General features: G+C 65.8%; 22 protein-coding genes. 13 read left to right on the forward strand and 9 right to left on the reverse strand.

The annotated features are described in order from the left end of the window. Window positions 1-3: 3 nt before the first annotated feature. A complete protein-coding gene (locus tag ACO07K_RS25195) occupies window positions 4-1,992 on the reverse strand; it encodes a uroporphyrinogen-III synthase (RefSeq protein ID WP_422032782.1) in 1,989 nt (662 codons plus the stop codon). Window positions 1,993-2,038: 46 nt separating this feature from the next. Continuing rightward, entirely contained in the window at window positions 2,039-2,500 is a 462-nt protein-coding gene (locus tag ACO07K_RS25200) for a methylated-DNA--[protein]-cysteine S-methyltransferase (RefSeq protein WP_422032784.1), read from the reverse strand. Between the two features lie 61 nt (window positions 2,501-2,561). Here ACO07K_RS25200 and ACO07K_RS25205 point away from each other — a divergent pair, with 61 nt between their 5' ends. Continuing rightward, on the forward strand, window positions 2,562-3,965 hold the full coding sequence (locus ACO07K_RS25205) for an alpha/beta fold hydrolase (protein WP_422032786.1): 1,404 nt from the start codon (window positions 2,562-2,564) through the stop codon (window positions 3,963-3,965). Between the two features lie 95 nt (window positions 3,966-4,060). Here the strand turns inward: ACO07K_RS25205 and ACO07K_RS25210 are convergent, their stop codons facing one another. The 5 genes from ACO07K_RS25210 to ACO07K_RS25230 all read right to left on the reverse strand — a co-directional run bounded on the left by ACO07K_RS25210 (window position 4,061) and on the right by ACO07K_RS25230 (window position 9,784). Then, window positions 4,061-5,146, reverse strand: a complete 1,086-nt coding sequence (locus ACO07K_RS25210) for a glycosyltransferase family 61 protein (RefSeq protein ID WP_422032788.1) — start codon at window positions 5,144-5,146, stop codon at window positions 4,061-4,063. Window positions 5,147-5,214: 68 nt separating this feature from the next. After that, the gene (locus tag ACO07K_RS25215; protein WP_422032790.1) at window positions 5,215-5,715 is read right to left on the reverse strand and encodes a hypothetical protein; all 501 of its coding nucleotides are present in this window, start codon (window positions 5,713-5,715) and stop codon (window positions 5,215-5,217) included. A gap of 402 nt (window positions 5,716-6,117) precedes the next feature. Beyond that, a complete protein-coding gene (locus ACO07K_RS25220; protein WP_422032792.1) occupies window positions 6,118-8,313 on the reverse strand; it encodes a hypothetical protein in 2,196 nt (731 codons plus the stop codon). 201 nt (window positions 8,314-8,514) lie between these two features. Next, complete coding sequence (locus tag ACO07K_RS25225) at window positions 8,515-9,198, reverse strand: FkbM family methyltransferase (protein WP_422032794.1); 684 nt, start codon at window positions 9,196-9,198, stop codon at window positions 8,515-8,517. A 91-nt stretch (window positions 9,199-9,289) separates the two neighbouring features. Next, entirely contained in the window at window positions 9,290-9,784 is a 495-nt protein-coding gene (locus ACO07K_RS25230) for an L-2-amino-thiazoline-4-carboxylic acid hydrolase (protein ID WP_422032796.1), read from the reverse strand. A gap of 269 nt (window positions 9,785-10,053) precedes the next feature. On the opposite strand from ACO07K_RS25230, the gene argC reads away from it, so the two are divergent. The 12 genes from argC (at window position 10,054) to ACO07K_RS25290 (ending at window position 22,350) form a co-directional block, all read left to right on the forward strand. After that, a complete protein-coding gene (gene argC, locus ACO07K_RS25235; protein WP_422032798.1) occupies window positions 10,054-11,013 on the forward strand; it encodes an N-acetyl-gamma-glutamyl-phosphate reductase in 960 nt (319 codons plus the stop codon). 10 nt (window positions 11,014-11,023) lie between these two features. Next, complete coding sequence (locus ACO07K_RS25240; RefSeq protein ID WP_422032800.1) at window positions 11,024-11,500, forward strand: GNAT family N-acetyltransferase; 477 nt, start codon at window positions 11,024-11,026, stop codon at window positions 11,498-11,500. A gap of 46 nt (window positions 11,501-11,546) precedes the next feature. Beyond that, window positions 11,547-13,295 carry an L-arabinonate dehydratase gene (araD, locus tag ACO07K_RS25245; RefSeq protein ID WP_422032802.1) on the forward strand — a complete coding sequence of 583 codons (1,749 nt, stop codon included), beginning with the start codon at window positions 11,547-11,549 and terminating at the stop codon, window positions 13,293-13,295. Window positions 13,296-13,510: 215 nt separating this feature from the next. Continuing rightward, window positions 13,511-15,265, forward strand: coding sequence for an ABC transporter permease (locus ACO07K_RS25250; RefSeq protein ID WP_422032804.1), 1,755 nt, complete (start codon window positions 13,511-13,513; stop codon window positions 15,263-15,265). Between the two features lie 19 nt (window positions 15,266-15,284). Further along, window positions 15,285-16,589, forward strand: a complete 1,305-nt coding sequence (locus ACO07K_RS25255) for an AAA-associated domain-containing protein (protein WP_422036704.1) — start codon at window positions 15,285-15,287, stop codon at window positions 16,587-16,589. 19 nt (window positions 16,590-16,608) lie between these two features. Further along, on the forward strand, window positions 16,609-17,322 hold the full coding sequence (locus ACO07K_RS25260; RefSeq protein WP_422032806.1) for an MgtC/SapB family protein: 714 nt from the start codon (window positions 16,609-16,611) through the stop codon (window positions 17,320-17,322). 84 nt (window positions 17,323-17,406) lie between these two features. Then, complete coding sequence (locus tag ACO07K_RS25265; protein WP_422032808.1) at window positions 17,407-17,802, forward strand: hypothetical protein; 396 nt, start codon at window positions 17,407-17,409, stop codon at window positions 17,800-17,802. 1 nt (window position 17,803) lies between these two features. Continuing rightward, window positions 17,804-19,303 (forward strand): c-type cytochrome, encoded by a 1,500-nt coding sequence (locus ACO07K_RS25270; protein ID WP_422032810.1) that lies wholly within the window; start codon window positions 17,804-17,806, stop codon window positions 19,301-19,303. Beyond that, complete coding sequence (locus tag ACO07K_RS25275; RefSeq protein WP_422032812.1) at window positions 19,300-20,364, forward strand: hypothetical protein; 1,065 nt, start codon at window positions 19,300-19,302, stop codon at window positions 20,362-20,364. Before ACO07K_RS25270 ends, ACO07K_RS25275 begins: the two co-directional genes overlap by 4 nt. Next, window positions 20,361-20,522 carry a hypothetical protein gene (locus ACO07K_RS25280; protein ID WP_422032814.1) on the forward strand — a complete coding sequence of 54 codons (162 nt, stop codon included), beginning with the start codon at window positions 20,361-20,363 and terminating at the stop codon, window positions 20,520-20,522. Before ACO07K_RS25275 ends, ACO07K_RS25280 begins: the two co-directional genes overlap by 4 nt. Before the next feature lie 90 nt (window positions 20,523-20,612). After that, on the forward strand, window positions 20,613-21,827 hold the full coding sequence (locus ACO07K_RS25285) for an ATP-binding protein (protein ID WP_422032816.1): 1,215 nt from the start codon (window positions 20,613-20,615) through the stop codon (window positions 21,825-21,827). Further along, window positions 21,817-22,350, forward strand: coding sequence for a response regulator transcription factor (locus ACO07K_RS25290; RefSeq protein WP_422032818.1), 534 nt, complete (start codon window positions 21,817-21,819; stop codon window positions 22,348-22,350). The genes ACO07K_RS25285 and ACO07K_RS25290 overlap by 11 nt, the downstream gene beginning before the upstream one ends. Here the strand turns inward: ACO07K_RS25290 and ACO07K_RS25295 are convergent. Both ACO07K_RS25295 and ACO07K_RS25300 read right to left on the reverse strand, forming a co-directional pair. After that, window positions 22,343-22,903, reverse strand: a complete 561-nt coding sequence (locus ACO07K_RS25295; RefSeq protein WP_422032820.1) for a hypothetical protein — start codon at window positions 22,901-22,903, stop codon at window positions 22,343-22,345. The genes ACO07K_RS25290 and ACO07K_RS25295 overlap by 8 nt on opposite strands. Before the next feature lie 133 nt (window positions 22,904-23,036). Further along, window positions 23,037-23,426, reverse strand: a complete 390-nt coding sequence (locus tag ACO07K_RS25300; RefSeq protein ID WP_422032822.1) for a DUF2946 family protein — start codon at window positions 23,424-23,426, stop codon at window positions 23,037-23,039. Window positions 23,427-23,493: the final 67 nt, after the last annotated feature.

Here is a 23,493-nt window from a genome sequence, read left to right on the forward strand (position 1 = left end):
GACCTACCGGGCCGAGCCGAGCAGGGTGACGGCCTGCGAGGAGATCTGGTCGGCCGCCTGCTTGGCGGCGAGGTTTGCTTCGGCGCGCGACAGCCAGGCGGCGGTGGCGCGGGCCGTCTGCGGCGGCAGCGTCTTCACCAGCGCGACCGCCTTGGCGAGGTCGCCGGCCTCGAGGGCGGCTTCGGCCCGCGCGAGCTTCGCTTCCGTACCGTCGCCTTCGACGTCGTTGCCAACCCGGCGCAGCGAGACCAGCGCCCGCACCTTGCCGAGCAGCCGCTCGCCGAACGAATCGTCGGCGAGATCGTCGGCCAGCGCCGCCTTGGCAACCGCCGGGAACTCCGCCACCAAGGCGGCGCGCGAGGCCACCCCGTTCTGGGCATAGGCCTGCAGCGCGGTTGCGCTCCCGGTCAGCTTGGCGTCGCCCTGGGCCAGCGGCGTCAGCAAAGCGAGGTCGGTGGCGAAGGGGAGGCCGGATTCGACGGCCGCGCTCAGCCGCGCGGCGATGCCGATGAGGGCGGAGGCCCGCGCGGCACTCATCGCCTTCTGTTCGCCGGCATTGCGGGCACTCGATTCGCCGCGTGCCTTGTCGACGGCCTCGGCCAGCAGCTTGGTCTGGTCGCGCTGCACGGCGATCGTCTGGTCCATCGTCTGGACCGTGTTGCGCATGGTCGCGAGCTCGAGCCGCAGGGTAGCGAGCTCCTTTTCCTGCTCCGGATTCGGGGCCGCCTGGGTCGGCGCCGCCGGCGCGGAAGCGGGAGCCGCCGCGCGACCTTCCAGCGCCTCGACCTTGCCGCGCAGTTCGGCGATTGCCGGATCGGGCCCGCTGCCGCCCGGGCTGCCGGGCCGTTCGGCGGCGGCGGCCGAGGCCGCGCGCACGCGCTTTTCAAGGTCGTCGAGGCGCGCCGAGATTTCGCGCTTGGCGGCCTCCACGGAAGCGCTGGCGACCGCGGCCGCATCCTGGCGAACCTGCTGGAGGTCGAGGGCGGGCGCCGGCGTCGCGGAAGCCGCACCCTGGCCCTGCCACAGGGCGCGGATATCGGCCGGCCAATAGGGCAGGCTGATCAGGGCGCCGGCCAGCACCAGGCAGGAGGCGACCAGACCGGTGATGAAAGCGCCGACCACGCCGATGCCGCGGCGGACCTCGACCGGCCGGGCTGTCATGGAAGCGGCCGGCGGTGCAGCCGACTCGGGGGAAGAAGGTGTGTCGCTCATGATGCTCGGTCCTTCTACGGCCGCCTCGGCGGCGGCCTTGGGAGCGCCCAAGACGATGTCAGCGGGCAGCCGGTCGATTTCGTCCAGCACGGACTGGCGGGTGGGATGCGCGGCCGCCACCGTCGCCTTGAACGGCAGGGCCCTCAAGGGTTCGAGCGCCGCCGGGCTGATGGCGATGGCAGTGACATTGGACAGCGCCGCGGAAAGCCCGTCTTGCTGCACGAGCCGGGTGAACAGATCCGAGGCGCGCGGCGAAAAGAACATTGCGGCGTCGAGGGCGCGGGCCTCAATGGCGGCGCGCGCCGAGTCCGGCAGTTTGGTCTCTTCACGCGCGTCGTAGAGGGAAACGCGACGCACCTCGAACCCGTCCGGAGCGAGGGCGGCCGCGAAATCCTGGGCAATGTCGACGCCGGACACGTGCAGGAGAGGTCCGGCCTTGGGGTCGAGGCGCTTGCGTGCGAGATCCGCCAGCGCCCGTCCATCGCCCGCGGCGGACACGACCGAGACGAAGCCCAGCCCTTCCGCGGTCGAGGCGGTGGTGTCGCCGACTGCCAGGACGAGCTTGCCGCGCTGTTCGCTGGCTTCGGCCAGGGCGCGCGCGCCGTTGGCGCTGCTCAGCAGGATGGCCTGGCACTCGGAGAGATCCGCGGCGAAGTCCGCCGGCGGATGAAGAATCTCGAGGCGGAACAAGGGCGCGATGACGGGGACATGGCCGCGCTCGGCCAACGCCGTCGCCAGCGTGGTCGCCTCGCGTTCCGGCCGGGTGATCAGCACGCGCATGACGCTTCCGTAGCCGGGGCGTCCGGCCGACGCAACGTCAGAGAAATTAAAGAAGCACGACGCCTTCGAGTGCCAGCAGCCGGCGCTTGGTCGGCAGGCCCTGGCCGCCCGAAAAGCCGCCTTCCTTGCCGCCACTGCCCAGCACCCTGTGACAGGGTACGATGATGGGGATGGGATTGCGGCCGCAGGCCATGCCGACGGCGCGTGGGCCCGACCCCAGGGCCATCGCCATGCCACCATAGGTCGCGGTCCCGCCGAAGGGAATTTCACACATCATGCGCCAGACGCTCTTCTGGAAGTCGGTTCCGCGTGCCGCGAGCGGCAGGTCGAAGCGCGTGCGTTTGCCTGCGAAATACTGCTCGAGCTGGCGCACGGCCTCTTCGAGCACCGCCGTCGTCGACGTGTCTGCTGCGCGTTCGTCGTTGGACCAGCGCACCGAGGTCACAGCGTCGTGATCCGCCTCGATGGCCAATCGGCCGACCGGGCTGTCGACGTAACGAATGGACATGTGGCAAGCGTAGCGCCGGCGCCCGCCATTTGCCAACATAGCGAGATTGTCAGGGGGAATGATGAGCAAGGGGCTGAGGTCCTCGAAGAAAGGCCCGACCCGCCGCGCGCTGCTCGGCGGCGCCGCCATGCTGGCGCCGATGCTTGCCCTTTCCGGTAAGGCGTTCGGCCAGCCGGTGCCGCGCCGCCCGCAGCCCGAGGTGGGCCCGCCGCCGGTCGTCTTCGTGCATGGCAACGGTGATTCCAGCGCCCTCTGGATCAACAACCTGTGGCGCTTCGAAGCCAACGGCTACAAGCGCAACCAGCTCTTCGCCATCGACTTCATCTACCCCAACGCGCGCAGCGACGATGCGAAGCCGCAGCCGTTGCGCTCCTCGGCCGAGGACCAGATGAAGGAACTGTCGGGCTTCGTGCTGCAGGTCCTGAAGGCCACGCGCCGCCGCAAGGTCGCTCTCGTCGGGTCGTCGCGCGGCGGCAATGCCATTCGCGCCCTGCTGAAGAACGGTGGCGGAGCCGACCTGGTGAGCCACGCCGTGCTCTGCGGAACGCCCAACAAGGGCATCGTGATCTCCGACTCCCTGCTGCCTGGCAGCGAGTTCAACGGCGCCTTCCCGTTCCTCAAGGGCCTCAACGACGGTCCAGACGACCTGATCCGGGGCGTCGAGATGATGGCGATCCGGTCGGACAGCAACGACAAGTACTCGCAGCCGGACGGGCGTTTCATCGGCGCGCCCGGCAAGCCGACCGGCGTGGGCTACGATGCCTCGGAGCTGCGCGGCGCGCGCAACGTGATCCTGGACGGGCTCGACCATCGCGAGGTCGCGTTCCACAAGCTGGCCTTCGCCGCGATGTTCGAGCACATCACCGGCAAGCCGCCGGGCAGCATGTTCATTGCCCAGGAGCCGCTGCCGATCCTGAACGGGAAGGTGACCGGCTTCAGCGAAGGCACCTACACCAACATTCCCGTGGCCGGCGCGGAGGTCGAGATCTTCGAGGTCGACGCAAAGACCGGCGAACGCAAGAGCGCGGTGGCGCTGCTGCGCAAGACGACCGGCGAGGACGGAGTCTGGGGACCCTTCGTCGGTCGCTCCGATTCCCATTACGAATTCGTGCTGCGGGTCGCGGGCCTGCCGACGACGCACACCTACCGCTCGCCGTTCCTGCGGTCGAGCGACGTGGTGCACCTGCGACCGCAGCCCTTCGGCAAGGCCGACGAGGGCGCCGGGGCGGTCACCCTCATGAGCCGGCCGCGCGGCTATTTCGGCGTCGGTCGCGACAAGTTCTCGCTCGACGGCAAGGTGCCGCCGGGCATCAACGACGGTGTGCCCGGCGCTTCCACGGGACGGCTCGCCTTCGATGCGGTGCCGCCGCGGACGGTGACGGCCGTGTTCAACAACGAAACCATCCCCACGCGCACCTGGCCCGCCAGGGACGGCCACATCGTGGTGGCGGAGTTCCTGAACTGACTCTTTTCATGGTCCTCTCCACCGCCTGGTTTTCCTCGACGAGCCCGGCACGACGAGCCGGCTGACGCGCAGTTCGCCTGGAACGCGGGAGCCCGCTACCGTTCGCTCTGAACAAGCACATCGCCAACGGTGCACTTTTCACTCAGGGCCGCGGCAAGCACTTGAGAGGGATCAACGTGAATATCGCTGTTGTGATAGTCACCTCGCGCGCTGCGCTGCGCCGGGCAAAGCAACATCCGATAGTCCAGCCTCGCCAGACTTGCGATTGACTCGAATGGGCTGACGGCCAGCCACTTTGCAGGATAGAGTTCGACAACTTTTGTCTCCGGGCTACATACGCTGATAAGCGTCAGCCCGGCGCCATGCTGGCCGACAACGATCTCTGCGGATCTGAAGGCCGCTATCTGCTCACCTAAACTCATGGAAGCCAGTCGACAGACTTCGAAACCGTCGGCGACTAGGGTCGCAACAAGCTCATCCTCGTTGAGAACCCTTCTCTTTGTTGCATCTGAGCGCGAAATATAAAGGCGTCTCTTCCTGGTCGGCTGTGGCGGCCTGAACAAATCCGCGAAAGCATTCAGGCATGCGATCACATCGGGGGAGATTTGACCATTTCCCTGCGCGGTAATCGTATGGGTCGGGAACCAAACCCCGGGCACCGCTATCACGTCTTCATCAACAAAGCATGGCGACAGTTTCAGCAGTTCGAGCGTCTCGTATTGATAGCGATGCTGAATCGGCCGCATTACGATAGGGCGCCTCGTTGCCTCTTGGCTCAGATAGAGACCCATCAGCCGGGGCACTATCTCAACCATCCAGTGGAAGAATGCGCCGCTCGCCTTGCCGGCCACGACCGTCACTTCTTCTTCGATACGCCGACGCGTTGCGGCGGCGTCGATGACAGCGATAGAGTTGTCCATTCTAAGGAAGGGTGCGCGATCGATACTTTTCCGCCCCCGGAGACTACGTTCGACCACCCTGCCTTTTGCGTCCAATATAAACAAATGAGGACCCACAAGGGTGGCACTGGGGATATGCACGATATCCATCAGAGGAATCTGGTAGTGCGAATACCGGGATATCGTTTCCTTCAGGCTCAATACATCCTCGATTGGTCCAATTAGCGGAAACGCTTTAATTCGAACGTCGTGCGATTCAACCGCAAGCAGGTTCTCCACCATGATCCCTCCAGGCCTGGAAACTAGTTGCGGGTTCCAATTGACGGGCTCACCGTTCTCACGCGCGGGCGCTAACGATGAAGTCGAGCTACACTGGCAGCGTACGCGGTGCCCTCCGCTGGAGGGCGTTGCGCCACCGTGTCGATCAAGCGAATGAGCAAATGAAAGCGCCGACTGGCGCTCGCCAGAGTCTCTTCTCGACCTTCGAGGGCTTTACCGAGGAATTGCTGGAGTTCCGAGTTCACCACCTTGAGATGCTCCTGTCCCTTGGGAGAAACCTCCGCCGTCGATCGCCGATCGTCGGTTGCTTCACGTATGGTCGCGAGTTCCTCCTTTGAAAGAGATCCGAGCAGCTGATTTGAGCGCAATCTCGTTACTCCCATTATCCGGGACAACTGTTTGCTGCTTACGGCGCCGTTCTTCTCCAGGATCGTAAGCGCAACCCATTCTGCGAGCCCTATGTTCGTACCTTCGAATGGTTTGAGGGCGGCGAACGCCGCCAGCATGCGGCTTGCCGATATCAGCAACGTAGTCAGATCATCAATATTGATCTGGGATTCCACCTTCACCATAAATTCGTCCTCTATTCTATGTCTCAAGTCTCATGGTGGCGGCGTCCCAGGGCGTGCTGCAGAGCACTGGTTCGGGAAGGGCCAGGTAGGGAGCCGTAGGCGACCAGAGAGGCCATCCCCCGACGACGCCCGAGATCGGGTTGGTAACCACTTCGGATCCTTTAGCCTGAGGTTGCAACACCGACGTAACTTTCGCGCAGACGACAGAATGACCTTTGCCGAGCTGATTGAGAAGAGCTCGGGCGTGGATTTGATGCGGGCGATGCGGGCCCACGCCGCGGCGTATCGACTGCCGAGTGGGTCGCACCGCGTGAAACGCTCTCCGTTGGGATTTCAGATCAACAGAATTGCACCTCCGTCCGGGGGGGGATCTCCCGATCGCGCACCACGCTCCGGACTGCATCACCTGCCTTGAAACAGGATGGGATGCGCTTCTCCAACCCCGCTTGGAAAACTCGGAGTCAGCGCAGGGGAGATGTCTTTGATGGGGGTATCGGGAATACTGAAGTCGAGCAGGAGCCCATCTTGAGCGCGACGGATGTAGATGACGCCGCTCTCCCAATCGGAGCGGACGAATGGGGAATCGAACGTTCGCAATTTCGACAAATCGAGGTGAACGCTGGAACGCTTGGGCCCCAGGAAGGTCACGCCAGCGAAGCGGGTTGTGGCTCCGTCACGTTGCACGCTCTGCGATTTCAGAGTTGACTTGAATTTCTCGAAGTCATTGCCGTAGTCGCTCGCCGCGCCGGCGACGATGATCATCGGCGAGTCCGGATTGGCGAGAGTGATGAAGTGGCGATCCGTGTTCGGACCCTTGTTCCTATGCGTCTGGTCGAGCCATCGATAGGAGCCGTCGACGATCCGCACCGCAGCATACGCGTCGCCCTCCCTGGTGAAGATCCAGGGTTCCTCCTCCTCCAGGAGGTCGAGGGTGCCGGAGAAGTAGACGTCGGTCCGTGATCGATCCCAGTTCTGATAATTCGAGCGCTGCGTGATCAGCACATTCCGGTCCTGAACGGATGCGAAGCCGTTGGGCACGCGCTGCCTCGGGTCCACGGCACCGGCTTGATCGAGTCGAGTGATCTGCGGTGCGATCCGCGCACCGGTATCGCCGTCGAAAACGACGCCCTGCCAGCGATGCTGTGCGTGCGACCCCACATAGCGCTGATCGGGATCATCGATAAACGAGCCGAGGATGTAGGATGGCGTGACAAAGCTGTACCGAACGGCACTCCTGCTCGGATCGATCGTGGCCCCTGCCGTTGTATCGCTACCGGCACCGGGCCCCCTCTGAACCATGCTGTACGAGCCTCGCGCCACTGAATCCTTTCCCAGACGCAATATGGCGGGCGGCGGAAAGTAAGAACTGGTGGCCTGCATCGAATAGAGAGGACGCGATCCTGACGGGTCGAAAATGAGATTGTAGTTGGTATCCTGGCCTCCCCGTATGGCCGTGGAGCGAAAGGGTCGGACCCTGCTCTTGGCGCCTCCGCGCACCCCGTTCGCCAGTGATTCCTGGGCCGCAAGCGCATAGGTCAAATCCAGAAGCATCTCGGCCTTCTGTCGCAGAACCGCGTCCTCGGAAAAGTCCCGTATGTTCTGAAGAGCGCCGCGGCTGTATTTCTCGTAGGTCGGAGAGCCCACCTCGATATACAAGCCGCGCTTGGCGCGCTCATCCATCACCCGCGACCAGAATTCACGCCAATCCGCATAGTGCTGTGCCGGAGTCCGCCCGTCATCGAATGTACGGGTGGCGAACGCCGGACTGTTCTTGAGGAACTGCGACACCAACAAACGAGAAGACCATGCCGCGAAGGAATGGTTCTCGGACGCTTGGAGCTTCCAGACATTGCCCAGGTCAGCGCCGTACCGCGCCTTTCCCCGAGCGCCGACCTTGAAGAACTCCTCCTCGATGTTGCGTTGTGCTCCCTTTGCCAGTCGACCGGGGAAAGCCCCCGTCCGGTCGTTGAAGAGACCATAGAGGCGGATATCTCCAAGGGAGAACAGTCCGAAATCCTCCACCGAATAGCTTTGGAAAGGCCAAACATGAGTGAAGTATCGGTTAACCTTGTCCACGTCCTGCCCGAAGAGCAGCGCGGCGATCGCATATTGCGTCCAGCCGTAATCAGAGACGAGCTTGGCGGCGGTGATACCGTGGGTCAGTGATTCACGGGCGCGTTCCAGATAGTCCGGTGGCATCGAAGCCAGCAGAGCGGGAGGCCACTGGAGCGGTTGGGTTCTTTCCGGAACCGCGACCGATACCTGACACGTGGCGACGCCTTCGCCACCCGTGACGAACATCGTATAGGTGGTAGTCCGAGACGGAGTTTCGTCGCGCGAATTCTTTCCGGGCTCGACTTCGATCAGATTGCCGTCATGAACGATCGTGGCGGAATTGGCATTCCGTAACGCCCAGGTGAGATGGACCTTTTCTCCCGGCTTCAGAACGACGGAAGGACGCACCGCGATATCACAACCCGCTGGCCCGCTCTCGCGGACGATCGGCTGCTTTTCCGGATTGAGCCTGCCCGCGTCCTGAGCATTGGCCTGAGATAGACCGGCGAGAAGCAAGACCGTCAGAAGGGTCAGAATACGCATACGGAACTCCGCCTGGAATTTTTCGAAAGCCACGCGAACATCGAGCCCCAGTGGCGGCCTACCCCGTCGAGGCGACCAAGGGATCGATCGGCAACCAACACTTTCGCGGCATCGTCAGGACCTCATTGAGCCGCCGCACCCGATTCATGTAGCCATTGAGCCGGACCGGACCATCTTGGACAATCACCGCTCGCGTCGCCCTCAGGTGGGCGGTGGCGGAAGGTTCTCCCGGGCACTTCTTCTGCGTGCCTTTCTCGCAAGCTTGCGCGGCCGATTTGCGTGCACCACCTGGGGCGCAACGAACACGGCGTCGCCTCGCCTAGCGGGCCAACCGGCTTGATCGTACAGCTTGAACAGCATGTATCCGAGCGGGTCCAGATAGTCGCGGAAGGCCTGGAACGGGACGTGGAGCCTGTTGGTCGCGTTGAGGCCGCATTCGACCTGGAGCAAGTCGATCTTGCCGGCCCTCAACATCGATTCGAAGCCGTGGCAGACCTTGAGATCGTAACCCTCGGTGTCGATCTTCAGGTAATTGATGCGCTCGATCCCCTGAGAAGCGCAGAACTCGTCGCCGCGGTGAACCTCGACGTCGACGCTTCCCGTGTCCGATATCTTGCTCTTTACCCAACCGGCTTTGGCCTCCATCCGAACGACCCCCGTCTTGTCGCCGAAAGCCATCTGGAAGCACTTGATGCGTGGGTCCTCGCGAACAGCATCCTTCAATATCTCGCAGGTGCCTGCAACGGGCTCGAAGGCATGTACTGTCGCCTTGGGAAAACCCAGAGCCATTTGCTTCGCCGTGAGTCCGACATTCGCTCCGATGTCGAAGACAGTGCGCACCTTAAGCGTAGGCAGTTGCGCGATGACGTCGCGAATCTGGTCCATCTGCCTATCCTTGCTCGCGGATCATCGAAAGCGCTCTTGCCGCCATATTCGCCCTCCGCCGCATCCGCGCAAGAACCATCGATGCCTCGGATCAGCTCTCATACGTGTACTTGAAGTTGCAGTGGCTGGCGCCCTGCATGATCGTCTGGGTGCGTTCGAGCTTGAGCTTGGGGTCGTAGCCCTCGCAGAAGGCGCCGTCGCGATTGCACGACAGCAGGCCGCCGATCTCCCCGAGCCCCATCTTCCTGTAGGTTTCAGCGTAACGGCACCGCACGACATCGAACACGAAGGTCTTGTCGGTCTGCTCGCGCACCTCGATTTCCAGCGACCCGCCCTTGGTCCACAGATGCTGGATGTCCTGAAACGACTTGAGCGACGTGCCTCCGGGCACCGAGGCGGCGAACTGGCGGGCCTGCTCGATGGCCGAGCGGCGCACCGATTCCTCGATCGTCTTCTTTGCGACCTCCTCGCCGTGGCTCGCCTTCAAGGTCTCGTAGACCTCCTTGAGGATCTCGGCCTCGATGGTGCGCTTCTCCAGCATCGAGAGGCCTTCGGGGTGGGTGGAAGCGGCGGGCGACTGGCTCATGGCTTGTCTCCAGAACAGGGAATAATCGAACCTAGCGCGTCGGCGGCATCTTGACAGGGGGGAGCCCCGATGAAATATCGGCCTCTGCATGATTTCGCACGCCCTCCTCCGGTCGCGACGTCGCCGCTCGCAAAAGCGGTAAGAGAACGCGCGCGCGCAACAGTAACAAACGCGCCGTATCGTGAAGCCGCTGGAGAGACGAAGCGGCTTCCATCCTTCCTTCTCCAGTCGGCCGTTTCCCTCAAGGCCCTGCATCGAGAGAGAAGTCCATGACCAGTAACAAGACCAAGATTTTCATCGACGGCCAGCACGGCACCACCGGCCTGCAGATCATCGACCGGCTGAAGAACCGGCCGGACATCGAGCTGCTCGAGCTGCCGTTGGCCGACCGCAAGGATCTAGGCAAGCGCGCCGAGATCGCCAAGGCCTCCGACATCACCGTGCTCTGCCTGCCCGACGCCGCCGCCAAGGAACTGGTCGGCGCCATCGGCGACTCCGACACGGTGGTGATCGACGCCTCGACCGCGTATCGCGTGGCCGGGGGCTGGACCTACGGTTTCCCGGAACTGGCCAAGGACCAGCGCAAGAAGCTGCTCGCCTCCAACCGCATCAGCAATCCGGGCTGTTATCCGACCGGCGCCATCGCGCTGCTGCGGCCGCTGGTCGATGCCGGCATCGTGCGCACCGATTCCACGCCCGCCGTGTTCGGCGTGTCGGGCTATACCGGCGGCGGCAAGGAGCTGATCGCCGTCCATGAGCAGCCGGGCGTCGAGCCGTTCGGCCTCTACGGCCTCGAGCTCACGCACAAGCACGTGCCGGAGATGAAGAAATATTCCGGCCTCACGCATGCGCCGTTGTTCGTGCCGTCGGTCGGCCACTATGCCCAGGGCATGCTGATCACCGTGCCGATCACGCGCGACATCACCACGAAGCAGGTGACGGCCAAGGACGTCCACCAGGTGCTGAGCGACTACTATGCCGGCGAGACCTTCGTGCCCGTGCGGCCACTCGCCGACCGGGCGTGGCTGGAGCGCGACCGGTTCCTGCGGGCCGACCGGCTGATCGACACCAACACGATGGAGCTGGCGGTCTACGGCAACGACGCCGACGGCAACGTGCTGGCCGTGGCCTCGCTCGACAATCTCGGCAAGGGCGCGTCGGGCGCGGCGGTGCAGTGCATCAACCTCAAGACCGGCGTCGCCGAAACCACCGGCCTCACCGTCGGCTGAGGCGCGTCTCATGGACGAGACACCGGCGCTGCGGCGCGCGGTGGCGGACGATGCCGCCGCCGTGCGCGTGCTCACGCGCGAAGCCTACGCCAAGTGGGTACCCGTGATCGGCCGCGAGCCGCTGCCGATGCGGGCCGACTATGACGAGGCGGTGCGCCGGCACCGCGTCGATCTGGCCTTTCTCGACGGTGGCCTCGCCGCCCTGATCGAGACGATCGACAAGGGCGATCACCTGGTGATCGAGAACGTCGCCGTCGCACCCGCTTTCCAGGGACACGGCCTGGGCCGGTATCTGCTCGCACACGCCGAGCGCCTCGCGCTCGGCCTCGGCTACGCCGAGGTGCGGCTCTATACGAACAAGATGTTCGAGGCCAACGTCCGGCTCTATCTCGCCGTCGGCTACCGTATCGACCGTGAGGAGAGTTCGGCGCTCGGCGTCACGGTCTATATGAGCAAACCGATCCTGCCGTGCGGGGTCGCGGCTTGACCGCGATCCCCTGAGTGTGGTCGCGTCCGGCACGGAGGAAAAATCCATGCCGGACAGCAAGCCAAAAAACAAGACTCCCGATCAGCTGCGCAGCGCGCGCTGGTTCGCACCCGACGATCTGCGCGCCTTCGGTCATCGCTCGCGCGCGATGCAGATGGGCTACGCGCCGGAGGAATGGGCCGGCAAGCCGGTGATCGCCATCCTCAACACCTGGTCCGACGCCCAGCCGTGCCACATGCACTTCAAGACGCGCGTCGACGACGTGAAGCGGGGCGTGCTGCAGGCCGGCGGCTTCCCGATCGAGTTGCCGGCGCTGTCGCTGTCGGAAAGCCTGCTGAAGCCGACGACCATGCTCTATCGCAACCTGCTGGCGATGGACGCCGAGGAGCTTTTGCGAGGGCACCCCGTGGATGGCGTCGTGTTGATGGGCGGATGCGACAAGACCACGCCGGCGCTCCTGCTCGGCGCGATCAGCATGGGCCTCCCGACGATCTACCTGCCGGCCGGGCCGATGCTGCGCGGCAACTGGAAGGGCAAGACTTTGGGCTCGGGCTCAGATGCCTGGAAGTACTGGGACGAGCGCCGTGCCGGCAAGATTTCCGAGAACGACTGGGTCGACGTCGAGGCAGGCATCGCGCGCTCCTACGGCACCTGCATGACCATGGGCACGGCGGCCACGATGATGGCGATGGCCGAGACGCTCGGCATGTCGCTGCCCGGCGCCTCGTCGATCCCCGCTGCGGACGCCAACCATATCCGCATGTCCTCCGAATGCGGCCGGCGCATCGTCGACATGGTCTGGGAGGACCTGACGCCCAACAGGATCCTGACGCACGAGGCGTTCCTCAACGCCATCACCGTGGCGATGGCGGTCGGCTGCTCGACCAACGCGATCATCCACCTGATCGCGCTGGCGCGGCGCGCCGGCCAAAAGATCGGCCTCGACGATTTCGAGCGCGCCAGCCGCACGGTGCCGGTGATCGCCAACATCCGGCCGAGCGGCGACAAATACCTGATGGAGGATTTCTTCTATGCCGGTGGCCTCCCCGGCCTGATCGAGCAGATCCGCGACCATCTGCATCTCGATGCGCTCACCGTGACGGGAAAGACGCTGGGCGAGAACGTGAAGGGCGCGGAGATCTACAACGACGACGTGATCCGTTCCGTCGCCAACCCGATCTACAAGGAAGGCGCGCTCGCCGTGCTCAAGGGCAACCTGGCGCCCGACGGCTGTGTCATCAAACCGAGCGCCTGTGCGCCGAAGTTCCTGAAGCATACCGGGCCGGCTCTGGTGTTCGACGACTATCCGTCGATGAAGGCCGCAATCGACCGCGAGGATCTCGACGTCACCGAGGACACGGTGCTGATCCTGCGCAATGCGGGGCCGCAGGGCGGGCCAGGCATGCCGGAATGGGGCATGCTGCCGATCCCGACCAAGCTGGTGAAGCAGGGCGTGCGCGACATGGTGCGGCTCTCCGACAGCCGCATGAGCGGCACCAGCTACGGCGCCTGCATCCTGCACGTCTCGCCGGAATCCTATATCGGGGGACCGCTCGCTCTGGTGAAGACCGGCGACCTGATCTCGCTCGACGTCGACAAGCGCACGATCGACATGAACGTCTCCGAGGAGGAGCTGGCGAAGCGCCGCGCGGCGTGGACGAAGCCCGAGCCGCGCTACGAGCGCGGCTATGGCTGGATGTTCACCAGGCACATCAGGCAGGCCAACGAAGGCTGCGACTTCGATTTCCTCGAGACGGCCTTCGGCAAGCCGGTCGCGGAGCCGTCGATCTACTGACCCCGTCGGTCCGGCAGTGAGGGCCGGCAATCTGGCGTCCCGCATTCACGAAACCGAAAGCCTGCCCCTCTAGAAGGACGCGATGGGTGGTGCGGGGAGAGTGCCGGATCGCAACCCGGCCAACGCCGGGCGGCGTCCGATTGACGGTCGGGAGCAGCGGGCCTATGGCACCGGGCCCGGTCCCCGCGCGCCTGCGGATCAACGGGAAAAATCATATGTTCGCATCCAGGCCTGAGCAGGGCCGACCGGCCACCACGCCGCTTGGAGTCGGCGGTACCGGCTTCCGGCCCAATCTCTACGACGCGGTCATCTTCGTGCTGGTGGTCGGCGTGTTCGTACTGGTCGCGCACGGCTTCCGCGAGATGAACGCGCCGGCCATCCGGCTCTCGACCGAGCCGGTCACCCTCGATATCGCCCGTCTGCCGGAATACGCGCTGCGCACCACGCTGCGCATGTTCGCGGCCATCATCGCCTCGCTCGTCTTCACCTTCGTGGTGGCGACCCTGGCGGCGCGCAGCCGCAAGGCCGAGTTGGTCATCCTCCCGGCGCTCGACATCCTGCAGTCGGTGCCGGTGCTGGGCTTCCTCACCTTCACCGTGACATTCTTCCTGCAGCTCTTTCCCGGCAGCGTGCTGGGGGCGGAGTGCGCGGCGATCTTCGCGATCTTCACCGCCCAGGCCTGGAACATGGCCTTCAGCTTCTACCAGTCGCTGCGCACGGTGCCGCGCGACCTCGACGAGGTGGCGCGGCATTATCGCTTCTCGCCGTGGCTGCGCTTCTGGCGGCTCGACGTCCCTTTCGCCGCCCCCGGCCTGATCTGGAACACCATGATGTCGATGTCGGGCGGCTGGTTCTTCGTCGTCGCCTCCGAGGCGATCACGGTCGGCGACACCACGGTGATGCTGCCGGGCATCGGCTCCTGGCTGGCACTGGCGATCCAGGCCCGCGACCTGAACGCGGTGCTGCTCGCCATCGCCATGATGGCCGCGGTCATCCTGGCCTATGACCAGCTCGTCTTCCGCCCCATCGTCGCCTGGGCCGACAAGTTCCGCTTCGAGCAGCAGGCTGCCGATTCCCAGCCGCATTCGTGGCTCTACGATTTCTGGCGTCGCAGCCGGGTGCGTCCGCATGTGGTCCGGGCTGCCGCGTCGGTGGCCGACCGGATCTCGCTGCTGCCGACGCCCCTCACGCGCGCGCCGGTCAAACCGAAATTCGATACGCCGTCGCGCACCGGCGAGAGGATCTGGATCGCGGTTCTGCTGGTGCTTGCAGGCTATGCGCTGTGGCAGATCGTGCTGTACACCCGCACGACGCTGGGCTTCGACGACCTGCGCATCGCCCTGTACGACGGACTTCTGACGCTGATCCGGGTGTTGGTCCTTATCGCGCTGGCCAGTATCATCTGGGTCCCGATCGGCGTGTGGATCGGCCTGCGGCCCCGTCTCGCGACGAGCCTGCAGCCGGTCGCCCAATTCCTCGCGGCCTTCCCGGCCAACGTCGTGTTTCCGGTGGCCGTGGTGGCGATCGTCAGCCTGCGGCTCGATCCCAACATCTGGCTCAGCCCGCTCATGATCCTGGGCACCCAGTGGTACATCCTGTTCAACGTGATCGCCGGCGCGAGCGCGATTCCGACCGACCTGCGGGATGCCGCTGCGCTCTTTCGTATCCGCTCGTGGTCGTGGTGGCGCAAGGTCGGCGTCCCGGCGATCCTTCCCTACTACGTGACGGGCGCGCTGACCGCCGCCGGCGGCTCCTGGAACGCCAGCATCGTGGCCGAGGTGGTGAGCTGGGGCGACACCCACCTGCGGGCCGAGGGTCTGGGCGCCTACATCGCGGACGCCACGACCGCCGGCGACTTTCCGCGGGTCGTGCTGGGCATCGTGGTCATGGCGTTGATGGTGACCACGTGCAACCGCATTCTGTGGCGACCGCTCTATCGCCTCGCCGAGAACCGCTTCAGGCTCGAGTAGGAGAGACCGAATGGACACGATGATTTCCGTGGCCGACCGCACGCTGGTCAGCGTCGACCACATCCGCAAGGTCTATCCCAAGGGAAGCGGCGAGGATCTGCTGGTCCTCGACGATGTCTGCCTGACGCTGGGCAAGAACGAGATCGTCTCGTTCCTCGGCCGCTCCGGCTGCGGAAAGACCACGCTGCTGCGCATCCTCGCCGGTCTGATGCCGGCGACCGGCGGCGAGGTGCGGATCGCGGGCAGGAGCGTCGTCGGCCCGTCGCCGGAAGTCGCGATGGTGTTCCAGTCCTTCGCGCTCTTCCCCTGGCTCACGGTGTTGCAGAACGTGGAGATCGGCCTCGAGGCGCAGGGCGTCGGTCCGGCCGAGCGCAAGCGCCGCGCGCTGGCCGCCATCGATCTGATCGGTCTCGACGGTTACGAGAGCGCCTATCCGAAGGAACTGTCGGGCGGCATGCGGCAGAGGGTCGGCATCGCGCGCGCCGTCGTGGTGCAGCCCACCGTGCTGCTGATGGACGAAGCCTTCTCGGCCCTCGACGTGCTGACCGCCGAGACGCTGCGCACCGATCTCATGGATCTGTGGATCGAGGGCCGCCTGCCGATCTCGGCGATCGCCGTCGTCACGCACAATATCGAGGAAGCCGTCCTGCTGTCGGACCGTGTGCTGGTCTTTGGTTCCAATCCCGGCCATGTCGCGGCGGAGATCAAGATCGACCTGCCGCATCCTCGCAACCGGCTCGATCCTGCGTTCCGGCAGATCGTCGAGGATCTCTATTCCACCATGACGGAGCGAGCCGGGGGCAAGACGAGCCCGGGCCATTTCTTCGGCACCGGCCTCGCCATGCTGCTGCCGAGGGTGTCGCCCAACATGATCGCCGGCCTGATGGAGGCGGTGGCGGCTCCACCGCACGAGGGCCATGCCGGCCTGCCGGAGCTGGCCGGCGACCTTCATATGGAAGTCGACGACCTGTTCCCGGTGGCCGAGGTCCTGCAGCTCCTGCGTTTCGCCGAGCTGGCGGAGGGCGACATCAAGCTCACCGAGCCGGGACGCCAGTTCGTCGGCCTCGAGCCCGACGCGCGGAAGAAGCTGTTCGCCCAGCATCTCCTGAATTATGTGCCGCTGGCGGGGCATATCCGTCGCGTCCTCGACGAGCGCGGCACGCACCGCGCACCGGCGAGCCGCTTCCGCGACGAGCTCGAGGACCACATGTCGGAGTCCTTCGCCCAGCAGACGATGCGGACGGTGACCTCCTGGGCACGCTTTGGCGAGGTCTTCGCCTATGATGAAGTCAGCGGGATATTCAGTCTCGACAATCCGGGATGATCCCCGGCAAGATTCATGGATGCATTTCGACCTGATTGAACTCGGCGAGACGGCCCTCCGCCTCGGCGTGGCGCTGCTGCTGGGCTCGGCCATCGGGTTCGAACGGCAATGGAACCAGAAGATGGCGGGCCTTCGCACCAACGCGCTGGTGGCGCTGGGCGCGGCGGGCTTCGTCACCTTCTCCGGGCTGGTCGGCGCCGGCGATCCGACGCGCGTGGCCGCGCAGGTCGTGACCGGCATCGGCTTCCTGGGCGCGGGCGTCATCCTGCGCGAGGGCGTCAACGTGCATGGGCTCAATACCGCCGCGACGCTGTGGTGCTCGGCGATGGTCGGCACGATGGCGGGCGCGGGGCATGGCGGCCCGGCGTTGCTGGCGGCCGGCATGGTGATCGGCACCAACCTCGTCCTGCGGCCGCTCATACGGCGCGTGAACAGCCGCCTCGTGACCAGCAGCAACGCCGAAACGCATTACACCGTCGAAGTGGTCTGCCGCGGCGCCGAGGAGGCGCAGATGCGATCGTTGTTGCTCACCGCGCTGGCGCAGGCGGGGCTCGGCCTGCGCCGCCTCGACAGCGAAGACATCGCCGACACGTCGAAGGTCACGGTGACGGCGCAGGCCGTCGCCGCCAAGCGCAACGATGCGGCGTTGGAGCAGATCGTGGGTCGCCTCAGCCTCGATCCCACGGTCACCGGCGTCACCTGGCAGATCGACCGCACGATCCCGGAGTCCTGACCTCCGTCACGGCTTGGACCTTTTGTCCAATTCAGCAGTCCTGCACTCTCGACGAGATTGCGCGCCATTCTCGTCGGAGGAACCGTGCGCTTCATTTCTGACTGGCTGGCCGCTGCGCCCTATCGCGCGGTCGTCCTCAACATTGCGATGCTGGTGCTGCTGCTGGCGATGGTCGACAGCGCGGCGCTGTTCGCGCTGGTCGGCGCGTCGTGCCTCGCCGTGGCCGGCCTCGTCGGCCTGCGCGGCGCCTTGCACGCCAGCTTCCGCCGCGCTGCCGGCGCGCGAGCCGCCTTCGACCGGGTGCTTGTCTGGTTGCCCGGCGCGGCGGCGCTGACCCTCGGTGCGGTGGGGCTTCATCTCGCCGTGACCGCTCCGGCGGGATCGACGGTGCACCTGGCGGGCATCGCGCTGTTCGGCTTCGAGCTGGTGATGCTCGCGCTGCCGGCCGACGAGACGGCGGTCCGAGCGAAGGCCGCGTGAGATGGATTTTCCGGTCTTCCATCTCGACGTCTTCGGCAATCGCGGGCTGATTGCCGTCATCGCCGTCCTGCACGTGCTGATCAATCACGGGCTGGCGGTCGGCATGATGCCGCTGGTCGCCTGCATGGAATGGTACGGCCATCGCAAGCAGGATCCGCGCTGGGACCGACTCGCCTACCGCATCCTGTTCGTGAGTTTCCTGGTGACCACCACGGTCGGCGCGCTGACAGGCGTCGGCATCTGGCTGTCCGTCTCCCTGGTCAATCCCTATTCGATCGGCAGCCTGATCCGCGTCTTCTTCTGGGCGTGGTTCGTGGAGTGGCTGGTCTTCATCACCGAGGTCTGCCTGATTCTCGCCTATACGCTGACCTGGAAGTCGTGGCGCGAGGGCGCGGCCAAGCGGCGGCACATCCGGCTCGGCTTCGCGCTGGGCCTGTTCTCGTGGATCACGATGGCGATCATCGTGTCGATCCTCGGCTTCATGATGGATCCGGGCAACTGGCTGTCCGAGAACACCTTGCTCTCCGGTTTCAGCAATCCTGTGTACCTGCCACAGCTTGCCTTCCGCACGCCACTGGCGGCGGCCATGGCCGGCATCATTGCGCTGTTCCTCATCCCGTTCTTCGTCAAGCGGGACGATCCGTTCCGCAACGAGGCGACGCGCGCGGTCGGTATCTGGACGCTGCTGTTCGCGCCCTTCGTCGTTGCGGGCGGCTACTGGTACTACAGCGTGGTGCCCGCGGCGATGAAGGACAACCTCGCCGTCTCGACGCTGACGCTGCAGTTCAGCGGCTGGCTCGACGACTTCCTCTGGATCGCACTGGCGACGGTCGTGACGATCCTCGTCATCGTGCAGATCGCGATCAAGCGGCCGGGGCTGCTGCCGCGCGTCGCCACCGTGGTGCCCTTCATCGCGATCCTGTGGCTCACCGGCCACTTCGAACGGGTGCGCGAGTTCATCCGCAAGCCCTACATCATCGGTCAGTACATGTACGCCAACGGCCTGCGCGTCGAAGACTACGCCCTGCTGCAGCGCGACGGCGTGCTGGCCTACGCGACCTACTCCAATCCGCTGACCGAGGCCGAGAAGACGTTCGTCCCGGCCGGCCTGCCGGAGGCGGAGCGCACGGCGGCGCTCGCGCGACTGCAGAAGGGCAAGGACGTGTTCATGGACACCTGCTCGCGCTGTCACACCACGCACGGCGTCAATGGTGTGGCTGGCCATCTGCAGCGCATGTTCGGCGACGCGCGATGGACGCCCGATCTCACGGCGGACTACGTCGCCAACATGCACAACGCCCAGCCCTATATGCCGCCGTTTCCGGGCAACAAGGACGAGCTGGGTTTCCTCGCCACCTATCTCGAGCAGCTCCAGGGCAACAAGGCGCCGGTTCCGGGCGCGCAGCAGGCGGGTGTCGCGATTCGCCCCGCGGGCGAGGCGAAGCTCGCCGAGGGCGCGGCCTCTGGTCCGACGGCGTCGACTCAGGGAGCACGCAAGTGAACCAGATCCCCGTTCCCCGCGACATCCCGCTGCCCATGCCGGCGCCTGAGCCACTGCTGGTCGTGGTGCTCGTGTTCTTCTTCCTGCTGCACATCGCCTTCGTGAACTTCATGGTGGGCGGTGCGCTGATCTCGGTCTGGTACGAGATCAAGGGTCTGAAGAACCGCCGCTACGACCGGCTGGCCTACGAGGTCGCCTCGACGATCACCGCGAACAAGAGCATTGCCGTCGTGCTGGGAGTCGGTCCGCTGCTGGCCATCAACACGCTCTATACGGTCTATTTCTATACGGCGAACGCGCTCACCGGCACGTTCTGGATCTCGATCGTGCCGCTGGTGATCGTCGCCTTCCTGCTCACCTACGCCCACAAGTATCTCTGGCACGCGATGGAGGGCCGCAAGGGACCGCACATCGCGATTGGTGTGGCGTCCTGCCTGATCTTCCTGTTCATCCCGCTGATCTTCCTCACCAACGTGAACCTGATGCTGTTCCCGGAGAAGTGGGGGACGGTGCAGGGCTTCTTCTCGGCGCTCCTGCTGCCCAACGTGCTGCCGCGCTACGCTCACTTCCTGCTGGCCTGCCCGGCGATGACGGGCCTGCTCATGGTCTGGCTGTTCCGCCGACGCAGCGAGGCGGAGTTGGCCGACACGGGCTGGCGGCGCGACGAGCTGATGCGAACGGGTTATCGCTGGGCCCTGTGGCCGACCGTCGGCCAGTTCTTCGTCGGGCCGATCGCGCTGTTGACCCTTCCCACCACCCAGGGCACGCCCGCGACGCTGATGGGGATCTTCGGTGTGGCCATCCTGGTCTCGATCTGGATGACCCTGCTGATGTTCGTCGAAACGCGCCGGCCGGCGGCACGAATCGGCGGCAGCTTCGTCTCGATCTGCAGCCTGATGGTCGTGGTGCTCGGGTTGATGGGCGCCGGACGGCACGTCTATCGCGAGGCTGCCGTGGCGCCTCATCGGGAGCTCGTCCGCGCCAAGACCGAGGACTATATTCGCCGCGTCGACGAGGCCAACCGCGCCGCCGGCGCCGCGTCGCGTCCGGTGCGGCCATGAGCCAGATCACGGCTGTGCCGACGACGACGCGCCGCAGCCGCTTCGCGATCTGGATTCGCCGCTATTTCTGGCTCTGGATCGCCTATCAGACGGTGAAGGGTCTCGCGACGACCACTTTCGTTTGGCTGCCGCTTCTGTACGTGTTCCTGTCGACGTGACGGGGCCACGAAAGGAGCGCGACGATTTCCGCGCAGGACACCGCAAACCGCAAGAACCTTCTGCTGCTGATCCAGCTTCGCTGGATCGCGGTGCTGGGGCAGGTCGCGACCATCGCCTTCGTGCAGTTCGTGCTGCAGATCGCGCTGCCGCTTTCCTCGATGCTGGCGGTGGTGCTGTTCCTGGTCGTGCTGAACGGCATCAGCCTGTTGCGTCATCGCACCGGCGCATCGACCACGGGCGGCGCATTGCTGCTCGAACTGCTGCTCGACGTGGCCGCGCTTACCACGCAGCTCTATCTGAGTGGCGGGGCGTCGAATCCCTTCGTGTCGCTCTATCTGCTGCAGATCATCCTTGCGGCCGTGCTGCTGGAGGCGCGGCCGGCGTGGATCCTGGTCGGCGTGACCACGGCCTGCTTCGTCGGGCTCACCCTGTTCAGCCGGCCGCTCGACCTGCCGCATCGCCATGACGGAGATCCTTTCGGTCTCCACCTTCAGGGCATGTTCATCGCCTATGTGCTGGCGGCGGGCCTGATCGTGTTCTTCGTCACCCGCATCGGCCGCAACCTGCGTGAGCGTGACGCCCATCTCGCCGCGCTGCGCCAGCGCTCGGTCGAGGAGGAGCTGGTCGTGCGCATGGGCCTGCTCGCCTCCGGGGCGGCGCACGAGCTGGGCACGCCGCTCGGCACGCTCTCGGTGATCGTCAACGACTGGCAGAAGATGCCGGCCCTCATTGCCGATCCCGACCTCGCCGAGGACCTCGACGCAATGGAAGAGCAGCTCCTGCGCTGCAAGGAGATCGTCTCCAAGATCCTGTCCTCGTCGGGCGAGATGCGGGCCGAGGGCGCGGGTCCCACCACCGTCACGCGCTTCTTCGATGCCCTGGTCGAGGATTGGCGGACCAGCCGCTGGCCGCCCGCCCTGCATTACGACAATCGCTTCATGCCCGACCAGGCCATCGCGACCGACGTGGTCCTGGCGCAGGGCATCGCCAACATCTTCGACAATGCGCTGGAGGCGTCGCCCGACTGGATATCGATCGCTCTCGGCCGGCAGGGCGACGCGGCGGTGCTGACGGTCGAGGATCGCGGGCCGGGCTTCGCCGACCGCATCCTCGTCCAGTTCGGCAAGCCCTACCAGACGACGAAGTCCCGGCCGGGCAGCGGGCTCGGCCTGTTCCTGCTGGTCAACGTGGCGCGCAAGCTGGGCGGCGAGGTCAGGGCGGAGAACCGCGCCGGCGGCGGCGCGCGCGTCGTCGTGCGGCTGCCGCTCGCCCGCCTCGCGCTGGAGGTGCGCCATGGCGGATAGGCCGCGCCTGGTGATCGTCGACGACGACCCGGCCTTCGCGCGCGCCATGCGCCGCTCCTTCGAGCGCCGGGAGTACGACGTGCGGGCCTCTGCGACGTCGGAGGCCCTCGACGACGCGCTGCGCGACTTCCGGCCGGGCTTTGCCATCGTCGACCTCAAGCTCGGGGGCGATTCCGGCCTGCATTGCGTGCGTCGTCTCGCCGCCCTCGACCCGTCCATGCGCATCGTCGTGCTGACGGGGTTCGCGAGCATCTCGACGGCCGTCGAGGCGATCAAGCTCGGCGCCTGCCACTATCTCGCCAAGCCGTCCAATGCCGACGACATCGAGGCGGCGTTTGCACGGGCCGACGGCGACGCCGCCGTACCGCTCGGCACGCGCCCGACCTCACTCAAGACGCTGGAATGGGAGCGCATCCACGAGATGCTGGTCGAGACCGATTTCAACGTCTCGGAGACGGCGCGCCGCCTCGGCCTGCACCGCCGCACGTTGGCCCGCAAACTCGCCAAGCGACGCGTCACCTGATCGGGCGGTCCTGTCTCTCGAGGTCGGCTTCGCTCTCGCTGACCATCAGGACGAGGATCAGCATGCCGAGCCCGAGGAAGGCGATGGGGCCCGCGAAGTCGAGGCCGGCCACGTTGACGGCGATCACGACCAGCGCCGCGATGTTGGCGAGGCCGAGCGGCGTGCCGACGATGCGGCCGATGGCGGCCAATAGCTGCCCCAGCACGCCCGCGGCGATTTCGACGGTGAAGCGCACGAGGAGCAGCGGCCGGCGCAGCAGGGCGGCGATCAGCGTCGTGACGCCGCCCATCACGCCCACGACGGCGGCGCCGGCCGTTATGGCGGTCGCGGCGATGGCACGCCCCACGAGGCGCGGCAGACCATGGGGATCGGCGAGCCGGCGGCCGGCGATGCGCAGGGCCGCCGGCAGGACTCCGAGGCCGATGCCCAGCAGCACGCCGATCTGGGCGCCGCGCAGCCCGCCGACGAGAAAGCCGATCAGGATGCACAAGCCGGTGTTGATGGCGACGGTGATGCCGAAAGCGGCACCGCGATAGCGGTCGAGGGAGGACATGGTTTCTCCTTGGGAAATCTTGGAATGAAGGAAGCACTCGGCATCGACGGCCGCTCCGAACGGCTTCCGCCGGGCAGGTCGTGGTGGTGCCGCAGGCAGCACGGCGGGCACGCGCAGGCGCCCCGCGGCGCGATCAGGCGATGAGGGGAGGGGCGCGGGCCTGGAGGGGGCCGTCGCGTATGCCGGCAGTCCCAACCGTGGGGGCGGCGGCCATGACGGATGCCGCGCGGACGACCGGCGGTTCGACTGTGAAGATTGCCGAAGGGCCGACCATCGCCGTGGCATGGGCGAGGCCGAGGCAGCATTGATGGATCTTCGCGGCATCCGGGATCGGGGCCTCGCCGCTGTCGGTATCGGCAGCCGGCAGGCAGAAGACGCCCCAGAAGCGCGCGGCCTCCATCGGTCCGCCATCTCGCAGCAGGGCTGCATGAGCGAGCGGCTGGAAGAAATTGAGCGTGATCGCGAACAGGGCCGCGGCGAACGCGACCGCGCGCCTGCCGGTAACGGGGCCCGTACGATCCATGACGTTATACTAGAGGCCGCCCGCCCGGCCCCTCAAGCGGGCGCGCCCCGCGCAATGTCGCAGGGCC

This window comes from Reyranella sp. (assembly GCF_965228225.1).
Classification (GTDB): domain Bacteria; phylum Pseudomonadota; class Alphaproteobacteria; order Reyranellales; family Reyranellaceae; genus Reyranella.

Bases quoted from the DNA above. Each gene is read 5' to 3' on its own strand.
- ACO07K_RS25195 (WP_422032782.1), bottom strand. From the start codon at position 1,992: ATGCGCGTGCTGATCACCCGGCCGGAACGCGAGGCGACCACGCTGGCG.
- ACO07K_RS25200 (WP_422032784.1), bottom strand. From the start codon at position 2,500: ATGTCCATTCGTTACGTCGACAGCCCGGTCGGCCGATTGGCCATCGAG.
- ACO07K_RS25205 (WP_422032786.1), top strand. From the start codon at position 2,562: ATGAGCAAGGGGCTGAGGTCCTCGAAGAAAGGCCCGACCCGCCGCGCG.
- ACO07K_RS25210 (WP_422032788.1), bottom strand. From the start codon at position 5,146: ATGGTGGAGAACCTGCTTGCGGTTGAATCGCACGACGTTCGAATTAAA.
- ACO07K_RS25215 (WP_422032790.1), bottom strand. From the start codon at position 5,715: ATGGTGAAGGTGGAATCCCAGATCAATATTGATGATCTGACTACGTTG.
- ACO07K_RS25220 (WP_422032792.1), bottom strand. From the start codon at position 8,313: ATGCGTATTCTGACCCTTCTGACGGTCTTGCTTCTCGCCGGTCTATCT.
- ACO07K_RS25225 (WP_422032794.1), bottom strand. From the start codon at position 9,198: ATGGACCAGATTCGCGACGTCATCGCGCAACTGCCTACGCTTAAGGTG.
- ACO07K_RS25230 (WP_422032796.1), bottom strand. From the start codon at position 9,784: ATGAGCCAGTCGCCCGCCGCTTCCACCCACCCCGAAGGCCTCTCGATG.
- argC (WP_422032798.1), top strand. From the start codon at position 10,054: ATGACCAGTAACAAGACCAAGATTTTCATCGACGGCCAGCACGGCACC.
- ACO07K_RS25240 (WP_422032800.1), top strand. From the start codon at position 11,024: ATGGACGAGACACCGGCGCTGCGGCGCGCGGTGGCGGACGATGCCGCC.
- araD (WP_422032802.1), top strand. From the start codon at position 11,547: ATGCCGGACAGCAAGCCAAAAAACAAGACTCCCGATCAGCTGCGCAGC.
- ACO07K_RS25250 (WP_422032804.1), top strand. From the start codon at position 13,511: ATGTTCGCATCCAGGCCTGAGCAGGGCCGACCGGCCACCACGCCGCTT.
- ACO07K_RS25255 (WP_422036704.1), top strand. From the start codon at position 15,285: ATGATTTCCGTGGCCGACCGCACGCTGGTCAGCGTCGACCACATCCGC.
- ACO07K_RS25260 (WP_422032806.1), top strand. From the start codon at position 16,609: ATGCATTTCGACCTGATTGAACTCGGCGAGACGGCCCTCCGCCTCGGC.
- ACO07K_RS25270 (WP_422032810.1), top strand. From the start codon at position 17,804: ATGGATTTTCCGGTCTTCCATCTCGACGTCTTCGGCAATCGCGGGCTG.
- ACO07K_RS25280 (WP_422032814.1), top strand. From the start codon at position 20,361: ATGAGCCAGATCACGGCTGTGCCGACGACGACGCGCCGCAGCCGCTTC.
- ACO07K_RS25290 (WP_422032818.1), top strand. From the start codon at position 21,817: ATGGCGGATAGGCCGCGCCTGGTGATCGTCGACGACGACCCGGCCTTC.
- ACO07K_RS25295 (WP_422032820.1), bottom strand. From the start codon at position 22,903: ATGTCCTCCCTCGACCGCTATCGCGGTGCCGCTTTCGGCATCACCGTC.
- ACO07K_RS25300 (WP_422032822.1), bottom strand. From the start codon at position 23,426: ATGGATCGTACGGGCCCCGTTACCGGCAGGCGCGCGGTCGCGTTCGCC.